Source organism: Cellulosimicrobium cellulans (assembly GCF_042723955.1).
Classification (GTDB): Bacteria; Actinomycetota; Actinomycetes; order Actinomycetales; family Cellulomonadaceae; genus Cellulosimicrobium; species Cellulosimicrobium cellulans_H.
This window is the reverse complement of record NZ_JBHXIC010000105.1, coordinates 1-13,181: the sequence shown is the minus strand read 5'-3', so window position 1 is coordinate 13,181 and position 13,181 is coordinate 1. Positions and strand designations below refer to the sequence as shown.

At 74.9% G+C, this 13,181-nt stretch carries 10 protein-coding genes; 4 read left to right on the top strand and 6 right to left on the bottom strand.

Annotation, left to right across the window (positions count from 1 at the left end):
• Positions 1-189: 189 nt before the first annotated feature.
• The 3 genes from ACFWH7_RS18930 to ACFWH7_RS18920 are packed head-to-tail and all read left to right on the top strand — an operon-like array spanning position 190 to position 4,601.
• Positions 190-1,740, top strand: a complete 1,551-nt coding sequence (locus ACFWH7_RS18930; RefSeq protein WP_378218869.1) for a GH39 family glycosyl hydrolase — start codon at positions 190-192, stop codon at positions 1,738-1,740.
• Positions 1,737-2,453, top strand: coding sequence for a YesL family protein (locus tag ACFWH7_RS18925; RefSeq protein WP_378218867.1), 717 nt, complete (start codon positions 1,737-1,739; stop codon positions 2,451-2,453). The genes ACFWH7_RS18930 and ACFWH7_RS18925 overlap by 4 nt, the downstream gene beginning before the upstream one ends.
• A 36-nt stretch (positions 2,454-2,489) precedes the next feature.
• A complete protein-coding gene (locus tag ACFWH7_RS18920) occupies positions 2,490-4,601 on the top strand; it encodes a beta-galactosidase (protein WP_378218865.1) in 2,112 nt (703 codons plus the stop codon).
• Positions 4,602-4,614: 13 nt separating this feature from the next.
• Here ACFWH7_RS18920 and ACFWH7_RS18915 read toward each other — a convergent pair whose 3' ends face one another.
• The 6 genes from ACFWH7_RS18915 to uxaC all read right to left on the bottom strand — a co-directional run bounded on the left by ACFWH7_RS18915 (position 4,615) and on the right by uxaC (position 11,793).
• Positions 4,615-5,940: an RNA polymerase sigma factor gene (locus ACFWH7_RS18915; protein ID WP_378218863.1), complete on the bottom strand. Its 1,326-nt coding sequence runs from the start codon at positions 5,938-5,940 to the stop codon at positions 4,615-4,617.
• A gap of 10 nt (positions 5,941-5,950) precedes the next feature.
• Positions 5,951-6,307: a YciI family protein gene (locus ACFWH7_RS18910; protein WP_378218861.1), complete on the bottom strand. Its 357-nt coding sequence runs from the start codon at positions 6,305-6,307 to the stop codon at positions 5,951-5,953.
• Positions 6,307-6,477: a hypothetical protein gene (locus ACFWH7_RS18905; protein ID WP_378218859.1), complete on the bottom strand. Its 171-nt coding sequence runs from the start codon at positions 6,475-6,477 to the stop codon at positions 6,307-6,309. Before ACFWH7_RS18905 ends, ACFWH7_RS18910 begins: the two co-directional genes overlap by 1 nt.
• Before the next feature lie 203 nt (positions 6,478-6,680).
• A complete protein-coding gene (locus tag ACFWH7_RS18900) occupies positions 6,681-8,165 on the bottom strand; it encodes a serine hydrolase domain-containing protein (protein WP_378218857.1) in 1,485 nt (494 codons plus the stop codon).
• A gap of 4 nt (positions 8,166-8,169) precedes the next feature.
• Complete coding sequence (locus ACFWH7_RS18895; RefSeq protein WP_378218855.1) at positions 8,170-10,209, bottom strand: alpha-glucuronidase; 2,040 nt, start codon at positions 10,207-10,209, stop codon at positions 8,170-8,172.
• Positions 10,210-10,290: 81 nt separating this feature from the next.
• Positions 10,291-11,793 carry a glucuronate isomerase gene (uxaC, locus tag ACFWH7_RS18890; RefSeq protein ID WP_378218853.1) on the bottom strand — a complete coding sequence of 501 codons (1,503 nt, stop codon included), beginning with the start codon at positions 11,791-11,793 and terminating at the stop codon, positions 10,291-10,293.
• Between the two features lie 133 nt (positions 11,794-11,926).
• On the opposite strand from uxaC, the gene ACFWH7_RS18885 reads away from it, so the two are divergent.
• Positions 11,927-12,946: a LacI family DNA-binding transcriptional regulator gene (locus ACFWH7_RS18885; RefSeq protein ID WP_378218851.1), complete on the top strand. Its 1,020-nt coding sequence runs from the start codon at positions 11,927-11,929 to the stop codon at positions 12,944-12,946.
• The last annotated feature ends 235 nt before the right edge of the window (positions 12,947-13,181 follow it).

Sequence of the window (13,181 nt, the reverse complement as noted above, 5' to 3'; positions counted from 1 at the left end):
GTGTCGTAGACCGCCTGGAGCTGACCCTGCCCGCCGAAACCCCACCCCGGCGCCCGGACCCCCACGGAACACCCGCAGAACACGCGCACCCCCCCAAGCGCGGTGGGGGCCGCGCCCGCCCCCCGGGCGCGGGGCGGTCCGCCGCCCGCAGCACCCACCGCACCACCCCTCCCCGCTGGAGCCTGACCCGTGACACCCACCGTCGTCCCGTCCGAGCCCGTCGCCGTCCTCTCCGACGCGTGGCGCACGTGCGTGGGCACGGGCCGCTTCAACCTCGCGCTGCGCCAGGACTACCAGGAGTCGCTCGCGCTCGCGCAGGCCGAGATCGGCTTCCGGTACATCCGTGGCCACGGCCTGCTGTCCGACGACGTCGGGGTCCACCGCCCGTACGACGTCGCGGGGCCGACGACGCGGTACAGCGGCACCCGGTACGCGTTCACCTACGTCGACCAGGTGGTCGACGCCTACCTGGCGCTCGGGGTCAAGCCCTTCCTCGAGCTCGGGTTCATGCCCTCCGGGCTCGCGTCGGGCGACCAGACGGTGTTCTGGTGGAAGGGCAACGTCACGCCGCCGCGCGACCACCGCGAGTGGGCCGCCCTCGTGGCCGCGGTGCTGCGCCACCTGGTCGACCGCTACGGGATCGACGAGGTCCGGACGTGGCCGGTCGAGGTGTGGAACGAGCCCAACCTCGTGAACTTCTGGGAGGGCGCCGACCAGGAGGCCTACCTCCGCCTGTACGAGGCGACCGCGCACGCCGTGAAGGACGTCGACGCCGACCTCCAGGTGGGCGGCCCGGCGATCTCGCCCGGCGCCGACGACTGGTGGGCGCCGTTCGCCGACGCCGTCGCCGCCCGCGACCTGCCGTGCGACTTCGTGTCCTTCCACGCGTACACGACCGGCCCCGCGCAGCACGTCCCGTTCGGCGTCTACCAGACCCTGCGCCGGCCGACCGACCTGCTCGACCAGTTCGCGCGCCCCCGTGAGCTCCTTGCCGGGACCCGGCTCGAGGGGCTGCCCGCCCACGTCACCGAGTTCAACACGAGCTACCGCCCCGACAACCCCGTGCACGACACCGCATACAACGCGGCCGCACTCGCGCCCGTGCTCGCCGCCGGCGGCGACGTGGTGGACTCGTTCTCCTACTGGACGTTCTGCGACGTCTTCGAGGAGGAGAACATCCCCACCGCGATCTTCCACGGCGGGTTCGGCATGCTCGCCCACCGCCAGGTGCGCAAGCCCACCTACCACCTGTACACGTTCATGGCGCGCATGGGGTCCGACGTGCTCGCGCGCGGTGTGGACCACCTCGTGACGCGCGACGCGACGGGCCGGGTCACGGTGCTCGCGTGGCAGCCGGTCGGCGGGACCGACGACCCGACCGAGCCCGAGCGCCACGAGCTGCGGCTCTCCGTCCCGGTCGGGAGACCGGGCGGTCTTGGGACGGCGCAGCGTGCCTCCGCGCACCGCAGCGTCGTCAACGAGACCGACGGCAACGCGTTCACCGCGTGGCAGCACCTCGGTCGCCCCGCGTCGCCGACCGTGCGCCAGCTCGACCTCCTCCACGAGGCCGCGGAGCCCGCCCGCACGACCACGTCGCTCCCCGTCGCGGACGGCCGGGTCGACCTCGCGCTCACGCTCGCGCGGCACGAGGTGACGCTCGTCGAGATCGACCCTGTCCGCGACGAGACGCCCGCGTGGCTCGACGACGACCGGATCCTCGGCCGGGAGAGCGCGCGGTGAGCGACACGACCCGGCCCGCGCCGCCGTCGGGCACGGGGTCGCCGCTGCCGGGCGCGCTCGGCCAGGGGACGCTCGGCCGCGCGACCGCGCTCGTCTACTGGTACGTCGTCGTCACGGCCCTCCTCGCGCTCGCCGCGCTGCCCACGCTGGTCCTGCTCCTGCTGCTCGACCGCGCGGCCTCCAACGTGCCGCTCGCGGCGCTCGCTGCCCTCCCGCTCGGGCCTGCGCTGTCTGCAGCGCTGTACGCCGTCCGGGCGCGCGAGACCGACGACGAGGTCGCGCCCGCCCGCACGTTCGTGCGCGGCTACCGCCGCGGGGCGCTCGACGCGCTGCGCGTGTGGGCGCCAGCGCTCGCGGTGATCGCGGTCGTGGGGGTCGTGCTCGCGAACGCCTCGGCCGCCGGCGTCGGTCCGACGTACGCGGCCGTGCTCGTCGTCATCGCGGCGCTCGCGCTCGTGTGGGGGCTGCACGCGGTCGCGATCACCACCTGCTTCTCGTTCCGCACGCGCGACGTCGCGCGCCTCGCCGCCCACTACCTCGGCCGGATGCCGCTCGTGAGCCTCGGCGTCGTCTCCTTGCTCGTCGCCGCGGCCGGCGTCGCGTGGTTCGCCACGGACGGCGTCCTCGCGCTCGTCGGCGGGGTGTGGGTGTGGTGCTGGTACCGCAACGACCGGCGGATGCTCGACGACGTCCGCGCCCGCTTCACCGCCTGACCCGACCTGACCCCGTTCCGAGGAGCCGTCCCCGTCATGACCCCTGCCCGTCTGCCCGCGACCGAGAAGATCCTCTACGGGGGCGACTACAACCCCGAGCAGTGGCCGCGCGCCGTGTGGGAGGACGACTACGCCGCGTTCGACGAGGCGTCGATCGACACGGTGACGCTCGCCGTCTTCGGGTGGTCGTACCTCCAGCCCGCCGAGGACACCTACGACTTCTCCCGCCTCGACGAGATCGTGGCGCGCGCGGTCGAGGGCGGGCGCAGCATCGTCCTCGCGACCTCGACCGGGGCGCTGCCCCCGTGGCTCGCGCACGCGTACCCCGAGGTGAACCGGACCGACTTCGAGGGTCGCGCGCACGCGTACGGGCAGCGGCACAACGCGTGCCCGAGCTCGCCCGTCTACCGCCGCCTGTCCGCCGAGCTCGCGGGCCGCATCGCCGAGCGCTACGCCGGCACGCCCGGCCTCGTCGCGTGGCACGTGGGCAACGAGTACGGCGGGTACGACGGCGGCTGCTGGTGCGAGCGCTGCGCCGTCGCCTTCCGCGGGTGGCTGCGCGAGCGGTACGGCACGATCGAGCGGCTCAACGAGGCGTGGAACGCGACGTTCTGGTCGCACCTGTTCTCCGACTGGGACCAGGTCGTGCCGCCGAACAAGCTCACCGAGCACTGGCGCGGACCCGACCACACCGCGTTCCAGGGCATCACGCTCGACTACCGCCGCTTCATGACCGACGCGATGCGCCAGAACTTCCGCGACGAGAAGGCCCGCATCCGCGAGCACGACGCGACGACGCCCGTCACGACCAACTTCATGGGCATGTTCCGCCCGCTCGACTACCACCGCTGGGCGGACGACCTCGACTTCGCGTCGTGGGACAACTACCCGCCCGGGCAGCGCGAGCACGCGCGCATGGCGCTCGCGCACGACCTCATGCGCGGGCTCAAGGACGGCGCGCCGTTCTGGGTCATGGAGCAGACGCCGACCATCACGGCCTCGCGGGACGTGAACCCGGTCAAGCGCCCGGGCGTGCTGCGCCTCTGGTCGTGGCAGGCCGTCGCGCACGGCGCCGACGCCGTCCTGTACTTCCAGATGCGGCAGTCCAAGGGCGCGTGCGAGAAGTACCACGGCGCCGTGCTCGACCACGCCGGGCGTCGCGACACGCGCAGCTTCCGCGAGATCGCCGCGCTCGGCGGCGAGCTGCGCGGGCTGGGCGACGCCGTCCTCGGCGCCCGGACCCCGGCGCGCGTCGCGCTGCTGTTCGACTGGGACTCGTGGTGGGCCGCCGAGATGACGGACGGCTTCAACCGCCACGCTCGCTACGTCGACACGGTGCTCGCGTACTACCGCGCGCTCTGGCAGGCGAACGCCGACGTGGACGTCGTGCCCGTGGCCGCCGACCTCTCGCGGTACGACGTCGTCGTCGCACCGATGCTGCACCTCCTCAAGGGGGACGTCGCCGCGCGCCTGGAGGGTGTGGCCGCCCGCGGCGGGACCGTGCTGTCGTCGTTCTGGGCGGGCCGCGTCGACGAGGACGACAACGCGTTCCTCATGGACGCCCCCGGCCCGCTCGGCCCGCTGTTCGGGATCCGCGTCGAGGAGACGGACTCCGCCGAGCCGGGGGTCGTGAACCCGGTGGCGCTGGACGACCCCGACCTCGACGACGTCGCCGGTGCCGCCGGGACGCCGGGCAGCGCCGAGGCCCCGCTCGTCGTGGGCGGCGAGCTCGTGTTCGAGGTCCTGGTGCCGCAGGGCGCCGAGGTCGTCGGGACGTACGGCGCCGAGTTCTACGCCGGGACGCCTGCCGTGACGCGGCACCGCGTCGGGGGGACCGACGGCGTCCCCGGCGAGGCCTGGTACGTCGCCACCGCGCTCGACGAGCCGGGTGTCTCGTGGGTGGTGCGGCGCGTGCTCGACCGCCACGGCCTCATCGGTCCCTACGCCGACGTGCCCGACCTCGAGCTCGCCGTGCGCGAGCGCGACGGCGAGCGCACCGCGTTCGTCCTCAACCACACCCAGGAGACGGTCGAGGTCGCGGCCCACGCGTCGGGCACCGACCTGCTCACCGGCCGCCGCATCGAGCGTGGCGAGGCACTGCGCCTCGACCCGACCGACGTCGTCGTCCTGTGGGAGGACCACGCCTGACACCACGCGACGACTAGCTCGACCTCGCGGGAGGCAGGTCCGCCAGGCGGCGCTCCAGCAGGCGGCGGTCGCCCTCGCGGTCGACGAGCGCGAGGGCACGGCGCAGGTCGACGGCGGCGTCCTCGGGTCGTCCCGCGCGGACGAGCAGCTCGGCGCGGACGGCGGGCAGCAGGTGGTACCCCGCGAGCGCCGGATCGGCGGCGACGGCGTCGACCGCGGCGAGACCGGCGTCGGCGCCGTGCACCTCGGCGACCGCGACCGCGCGGTTGAGCGCCACGACCGGTGAGTCCGTGAGGTCGAGCAGCACGTCGTAGAGGCCGAGGACCTGCGGCCAGTCGGTCGCGTCGGCGTCGGGTGCCTCGTCGTGCAGCGCGGCGACGGCGGCCTGCACCTGGTAGGGCCCGGGGCGTCCGACGGCGAGCGCCGTCTCGAGCTCGGCCAGCCCCTCGGCGATCTCGTCGTGCCGCCAGCGCGCGCGGTCCTGCTCGGCGAGGGTGCGCGTCGAGCCGTCCGGACCGACGCGCTCGTCGCGCCGCGCGTGCTGGAGCAGCAGGAGGGCGAGCAGCCCGCGGGCCTCGGGTTCGTCGTCGAGCAGCCGTGCGGCCAGGCGCGCGAGCCGGACGGCGACGTCGGCGAGCGCGCGCCGTTCGGCTGATCCCTCGACCACGTCGGCAGGCTCCGCCCAGGCGTCGTAGCCCTCCGTGAAGAGCACGTACAGGACGGCGAGGACGCCGTCGACGCGCTCCGGCCGGAGCTCGGGCGGCGGAACTCGGAACGTGATCCCGGTCGCGCGGATGCGGCGCTTGGCCCGGACGAGGCGTTGCGCCATCGTCGCCTCGGGGACGAGGAAGGCCCGGGCGACCTGGGCCGTCGTCATGCCGGTCAGCGACCGCAGGGTGAGCGCGACGCGCGCCTCGGCCGGCAGCGCCGGGTGGCAGCACGTGAACAGCAGCCGCAGGAGGTCGCCGTCCGGGTCGTCCAGGTCCCACGCGTCGTCGTCGAGGCCGAGGGCGACCTGCTCGACGACGGGGTCCGGGCCACCGCTCCGGGACACGGCGTCGACGCGCTCGCCCAGGCGGCCCGCGGCGGCGACACGCTCCGCCTCGACCCGGCGCCGTCGCAGGACGTCGATCGCGTGCCGGCGGGCCGTCGTCGTCAGCCACGCGCCGGGCCGGTCGGGCACGCCGTCGCGGCCCCACGTGCGCAGCGCGGTCGCGAACGCCTCCTGCGCGGACTCCTCGGCGACGTCGAGGTCGCCCGTGCTGCGCGCGACCGCGCCGAGGACGCGTCCCCACTCGGTGCGGAACGCGTCCTCGACGGCGGTGTCGGCGCCGGTCACGACCGACAGGTCAGGACCCGTCGAGGTCGAGCGGCCACGCCGGGTGCAGCTCGATCGCGCCGCCGTACGCCATGGGGTGCTCGGACGCGATGGCGATCGCGGTGTCCAGGTCGGGCGCCTCGAGGACGTCGAACCCGGCGATCGTCTCCTTCGTCTCGGAGAACGGCCCGTCGGTGACGAGGACCTTGCCGCCGCGCACCCGGACGCCGACGGCGTCCTCCGCCGGTCGCAGCCGGTCGCCCACCACCGCGGCACCGCTGCCGTAGTGGCGCCCGACCCACTCCTCGATCGGGGGAGCAGCCTCGGCCTCCTCGGGGCGCAGGTCGGGGTCGTGCGGCGTGCCGAGCACGAGCATGAGGTAGCGCATCAGAGGTCCTCCGCCCTCGTCGTCGCGGGCCGACGGAGCGCCGTTGGCCCGTAGAACGCCACGTCCGCGGCGTCGATCCCGTCGCCGACGCTGCGTCGTCCGTCACGGTAGCGCGCGAGGTCCGGCGGTTGCTCCCGGTTCGCGGCGAGGATCGTCTCCAGAAATCGCATCGTGCCTCCTTGGTCGTGCGGCTCATCCGGCCGCTCACCAGGACGACGAAGCCCGGGTGGCGAGATCGACACGATGCGGCGACGAGTTTCGGGAACTCGTCGAGGCGGCGGCAGTGGGGGCGGCACGGTTCCGCGAGATCGACCCGAGCGTTCGAGATCGACCCTCGGAAGGCCGATCTGGTGACGGGTGGGTCGATCTCGCGTCAGGAGAACACCGCGGCGTGGGCAGCCGGGACGACGAGCGTCGTCAGGCTCGGGTGCCACAGCGGCGTCGTGTGCCAGGCGAGGGTCAGGCGCTCCCCGGGGCGGCCCGTCGCGACGAGGCGGTGCGGCGACGTCGGGAGCACGACGTGCACCTCCACCGTGCCGTCGGGCAGTGCGCGGCCGCGCGTCGAGACCACGAGCACGGGATCGGCGACGGGCCCCGCGGCAGGGCCGGAGCCCTCGGCGGCGTGGGGCCAGGGCAGGACGCGCGCCGTCCAGCGGTCCTGGGCGACGGGGACCGGCTGCCCGCCGACCTCGAGCCGCCAGGTGTACGGGGACCCGGCCCGGACGGCGTGGAGCGTCCACGGCACCGGGCTGACCACGTCCTGCGGCGTCGGCTGCGGGTCGAGCTCCTGGTGGAGGATCCCCGGCCACGCGTCGAGCGTCGCGAGCCGGTCCGCGAGGCGCGCCGCGGCGGCAGGGTCGGGCGGCAGCGGGGTGCTGCCGTCGCCCGTGCGCTCGACGAACGCCCAGATCGCGTCGAGGGTCGACTGCGCGTCGCGCGTCGCGCCGCGGTAGCCGAACGCGAGCCCGCGCTCGGGGACGGCGATCGCGAACTGCCCGTACGCGCCGTCGGCCCGGAACCCGTGCCGGCTCGTCCACACCTGGTAGCCGTAGCCGCGCGACCAGTCCGGCGGCTCGCCGCCGGCCACCCCGGGGGCGCCGCCGTGCTCGGCCGTGTCGGACCACGGCTCGCGCATCGCGGCCAGCCACGCGGGCGGGATCACCGTGACGCCCGCGTACCGGCCGCCGTCGGCCATCGCGACGGCGAGGCGCGCCATCTCGGCGGTCGTCAGGTGCAGCCCCGAGAACCCCTGGTCGATCGCACCGAGCGGGACCCACCACGGGTGCTCGACCCCCAGCGGGTCGAGCACGCGGGGTCGCAGGTAGTCGAGGAGTCGCTCACCCGTGACCGCCGTGACGACCTCCGACAGCGCGCGCGACGCGGGCGAGCTGTACGCGAAGTGCGTGCCCGGGGCGTGCTCGGGCGGGGTGGCGAGCAGGCGGGGGAGGTCGAACCCGATCTCGGCGAGCTGCCCGGACGTGTGACCGGTGTTCATCGTCAGCAGGTGCCGCACGGTGAGGCCGGTCGGGTCGGGCAGGCCGAGCACCTCCCCGACGAGGTCGTCGACCGTGAGGCGTCCCTCTGCCACGAGGTGCCCGACGGCGAGCGCGGTGAACGTCTTCGAGACGGAATAGACGAGGCCCGGAAGCGGCGCGTCGTGCGGCGCCCACGACGCCTCGACCACGGGGACGCCGTCGCGCGCGACGACGAGGCCGTGCGGGTCGAGCCCGCCGTGCTCGAGCGCGTCGAGCAGCTCGAGGACCGCGGCGGACGGGATCCCGTGCGCCTCGGGGGAGGGCGCGGTCGTGCCGGGCGGGGTCGCGGGGGTGGCCACGGGCTCGGTCGCGGGCTGTGTCACGTGCTCAGTAGATCGTGCGGCCGTGCGCGTCGGCCACGCCGGACGCGCGCAGGAAGTAGGTGCACACCTGGTCGCGCCACTCGTGTGCCGAGCGGAGCTGTTCCGCGAGGCGCTCGGTGACCCGCTCGAACACCGCGTCGTCGACCGCGTCGCGCAGCCCCTCCCACGTGCGGACGTACTCCTCGACGCGCTCGACGCCGGCGAAGTGGGTGTCGTACACGTGCTGGACGACGCTCGTGCCGTCGTGCAGCACGTGCTCGTACGGCACGTGGTGGAAGAAGAGCAGCAGCTCGTCCGGGCACGTGTCGAGCGACTCGTAGACGTCGCGCCAGGGCGCGGGGTACTGGCCGGTGTAGCCGGTGCCGGTCGCGCGCGTGCGGTCGACCCCGATCCCGTCGCGGTCGGCGAAGTGGTACGTGCCCCACGGCGAGTACTCGTAGCCGTCGACGGACGGCCCGTAGTGGTGCCCCGGGTTCACCATGAAGCCCACGCCGAGCGGCGCGGTGTACGCCTCGTAGGTGCGCCACGAGTCGTCGAGGACGCCGTGGACCGCCGCCCGGACGTCCGGGTCGAGGGTGCGGTCGTCACCCGCGACCGACGGCGTCGCGAACGTCAGCGAGACCCACTCGTCGAGGACGGCGGTCGGGTCGAGCGTCGGGTCCCACGCGAGGCGCCCGAACGCGTAGAGGTTCGCCTGCGCGAGCGGGTGACCGGTCCAGAACGCGTCGTCGCCGACGTTGGACACCGCGGCGATCCCGCCGCCGCGCGCGGCCGCGACCTGGGGCGAGGCCCCCGGGCCGGTGCCCCCGACGACGTCGGACACGGTGGGGGAGCCGTCGTCGCCCTCGACCGTGCCCCACGGTCGGAACCGCAGGATCTCGCTCCACCACGGGCCCAGGTAGCACACGTGGCGCTGCTGGCCCGTGTACTCCTGCGTCACCTGGAGCTCGACGGCGAGGCGCGTGCGCGGCATCGCGGCGAGCACGGGGGACACGGGCTCGCGCGTCTGGAAGTCCATCGGGCCGTGCTTGACCTGTACCACGACGTTCTCGTCGAAGCGCCCGTCGAGCGGGGCGAAGTGGTCGTAGGCGGCACGCGCCCGGTCGGTCGACCGGTCGCGCCAGTCCTGCGTGTGGTTGTAGACGAACGCGCGCCAGTGCACCGTGCCGCCGTACGGGGCGAGGGCGCGCGCGAGGAGGTTCGCGCCGTCGGCGTGGTCCCGTCCGTACGCGAACGGCCCCGGCTGGCCCTCGGAGTCCGCCTTGACGACGAACCCGCCGAAGTCGGGGATCGCCTCGTACACGCGGGCGACGGCGTCCGCCCACCATGCCCGGACGCCCGGGTCGAGCGGGTCCGACGTCGTGAGCCCGCCGAGCACGATCGGCGACGCGAAGCTCACCGACAGGTGCACGCGGACGCCCCACGGCCGGAACGCGGCGGCGACGCGCGCGACGTCGGGCAGGCCGTCCGTGAGCAGCCGCGCCTCGCGCGCGTGCACGTTGACGTTGTTGATCGCGACCCGGTTCACGCCCGTCGCCGCGAGCAGGCGCGCGTACTGCTCGACGCGCGACAGGTCCTCGCGCACGCGCCCGTCCGCGTAGAAGATCGAGCCGCCGGAGTACCCGCGCTCCACCTGTCCCATGACCGGGTGGACGTCGACGTTGTCCCAGTGGTCGAGCATCCGCAGCGCGTGCGCGGGCTCGTGCCGCCCCGTGCGGTCGTCGGCCAGGCTCGTCGTCCCGGTACGCACGACGTGGAACCAGGCGTGGACGAGGCCCGCGTCGTCGTCCGCCGCGACGTCCAGACGACCGTCGCGGCGCGCGACGTCGAAGCCCTCCCCGCCGGGGACGGCGCCGGTGTCGCGCAGGACGAGGTCGGCGTCGCCGTCGTCCACGAGGACGGCGCCCGCGCGGCGGGCCTCGTCGCGGACGGTGTCGGCGAGCGGGCCGTCGCCGACGACGCGGACGGTGCGTCCGCGCAGGAAGGCGGTCGCGGCGTCGGGCAGCCAGGCGGGGTGCACGAACGAGGCATCCGGGGTGGTCACGGGTCTCTCCGGGGGAACGTCTCGAGCGTGAGTGCGGGGCATTTGCCGTCCAGACGGCTCTCGAACAGCAAAAGCCCGCACTCAGCGGGGGGCGGGGATGGGGTAGGAGGCCTTGGGCAGGTGGTAGGCGAGGTCGACGGCGGTCTCGAGGGCCTCGTCGAGGTCGAGCCGGTGCTCGGCGACGAGGCGCGCGAGGTGGCCGGCGTCGATGCGGCGCGCGAGGTCGTGGCGGGCGGGGATGGAGCAGAACGCGCGCGTGTCGTCGACGAACCCGCTCGTGTTGTAGAAGCCGGCGGAGTCGGTCGCGGCCTCGCGGAAGCGGCGCATGCCGTCGGGCGTGTCGAGGAACCACCACGGGGCGCCGAGGCGCAGCGCCGGGTAGACGCCCGCGAGGGGGGCGAGCTCGCGCGAGAAGGTGTCCTCGTCGACGGTGAACGCGATCATCCGGAAGCCCGGGTGGTGCCCGAACGCCTCGAGGACGGGGCGCAGCGCGCGCACGTACTCGGTGCGCTCGGGGATGTCGTAGCCCTTGTCCGGCCCGTAGGCCTGCGCGACGCCCGCGCAGTGGTCGCGCAGGACGCCCGGGTGGAGCTGCATGACGAGCCCGTCCTCGGCCGACATCGCGGCCATCTGGAAGAGCATGTGCGCGGAGAACGCCCGCGCCTCGGCCGCCGTGGCCTCGCCTTGCAGCGCGCGGTCGAGGACACGGGCGGCGTCGGCGTCGTCGAGCGGTGTGGTGTCGGCGGTCAGGTGACCGTGGTCGGTCGCGCGGGCGCCGGCCGCGACGAACGCGGCGCGGCGTGCGCGGAGCGCGTCGAGGTAGGAGCGGTAGTCGACGACGTCCGTCCCCGCCGCGGCGCCGAGCTCGGCCACCTGCGCGGCCCAGTCGGCGCGGTCGACGTGCAGGAGCGGGTCGGGGCGGAACGTGGGCACGACGCGCTCGCCCCAACCGTCGGCGGCGAGGCGCGCGTGGTCGGCGAGGGGGGACTGCGCGGGGTCGGTCGTCGCGAGGAGCTCGAGGCCGAACCGCTCGAACAGCGCGCGCGGCCGGTACTCGGGGCGCGCGAGCCGGTCGACCAGGTGGTCGTACAGCGCGTCCGCGGTCGCGGCGGACGGCTTCACCGGGGCGCCGAAGACCTCGACGAGCGCGTGCTCGGTCCAGTAGCGCGTCGGGGTGCCGCGGAACAGGTGCCACCCGGCGCAGAACCGGCGCCAGATCTCGCGCGGATCGGTCTCCGCGGGGGCGGTGCCGACGGGGGCGCCGGGCACGGGCGCGACCCCGAGGTCCTGGACCCCGCGCACGCCCGGCGAGCCGTGCGGTGACGTGCTCTGCGCGACGAGCATGCGCACGAGGTAGTGGTCGGGCGTGACGAACAGCGCGGCGGGGTCGCCGAACGGGGTGTCGTCGGCGAAGAGCGCGACGTCGACGTGGCCGTGCATCGAGACGATCGGCAGGTCGCGCGTCGCGGCATAGACCTCGCGGGCGAGCGGTCGGAGCACGGGGTCGGCGGGGAGCGCGCGGTCGGGGTGCAGGGACCACGGCGCCGTCGCGGTGGTCGGGTCCAGGTGGGCCGTGCTCGTCACGGGTTCCTCCAGAGGCGTCGTTGCGAACGTTTGCATCCTACTTCATCGGCTTTCCGGTGTGTCATCGACCCCGAGGGCTACAATCGTTCGCAGCCCCGTCTCCCCGTGGGGCCCGAGCGCCGAGGAGGCAGCCGTGGTCACCGTCCGTGACGTCGCCCGCGAGAGCGGGGTGTCGATCTCCACGGTCTCCCGCGCCCTCGCCGAGCCCGAGCGCGTCGCCCCCGAGACGCGCGACCGCGTCGTCGCGGTCGCGAACCGCTTGGGATACCGGCCCAACCGCGCGGCGAGCGGCCTGCGCGCGGGCCGCACCGGGGCCCTCGGGCTCGTCGTGCCCGACCTGGAGAACCCGTACTTCGCGTCGGTGACCAAGGGCGTGCAGGCGCGGGCGCGCCAGACCGGCCACGCCGTGTTCGTCGTCGACGCGGGGGAGGACCCCGCGCTCGAGACGGAGCTCGTGACCGGGCTGCGGTCCCAGACCGACGGGCTCGTGCTGTGCTCCCCTCGCGCGGCCGAGGCGGACCTGCAGGCCGTGCGCGACGCCCCCGTCGTGCTCGTCAACCTCCGCCACGACGGCATCCCCTCCGTCTCCTCGGACGACGCGCACGGCGTCCTCCTCGCCGTCGAGCACCTGCGTGCGCTGGGACACCGCCGCGTCGCGTACGTCGGCGGGCCCGACCGGTCGTGGTCCGACGCGCGGCGCCGAGCGGGCCTCGACGTCGCCCGCGAGCGCTACCCGGACGTCGAGACCGTCACCGTGGGGTCGTTCCGCCCCCGCGTCGAGGGCGGTCGCGCCGCAGCCGACCTCGTCGTCGCGTCGGGCGCGACGGCGGTGCTCGCCTACAACGACCTCGTCGCCCTGGGCCTCGTGGCACGTCTGCGCGAACGCGGCGTCGACGTCCCGCGCGACCTCAGCGTCGTCGGGTTCGACGATACGTTCGTCGCGACCCTCGCCTCGCCCCCGCTCACCACGGTCCGCACCGACCTCGCGCGCCTCGGCGCCCGCGCCGTCGACCGCCTGGTCGCGGCCCTCGGTACGCGTCGCGGCGCCGCCGCCGACGCCGACGGCTCGTTCGCCCTCGCGACCACCCCCGACGACGTCCTCCCTGTCGAGCTCATGGTCCGCGACTCCACGACCCTCGCCCCCACCCGCTAGCACTCGGTCCCGCCGAGGTAGAACCCCGGTGTGCCGCGATAGAACCGTGGTCGCGCGAGGTAGAACGCTGGTCTGCCGAGGTAGAACCCTGGTCATGCGAGGGAGGGCTGCGGTCGCCCGGGCGAGGACCGACCAAGGCTTGACGACGCCGCGGCCGGGGGGGGTTGGGGGACCCCCCTTACCTGGCGAACGGGGCCCGACACGAAAACCACCCCCTTGGGATGAGACCGCCCCC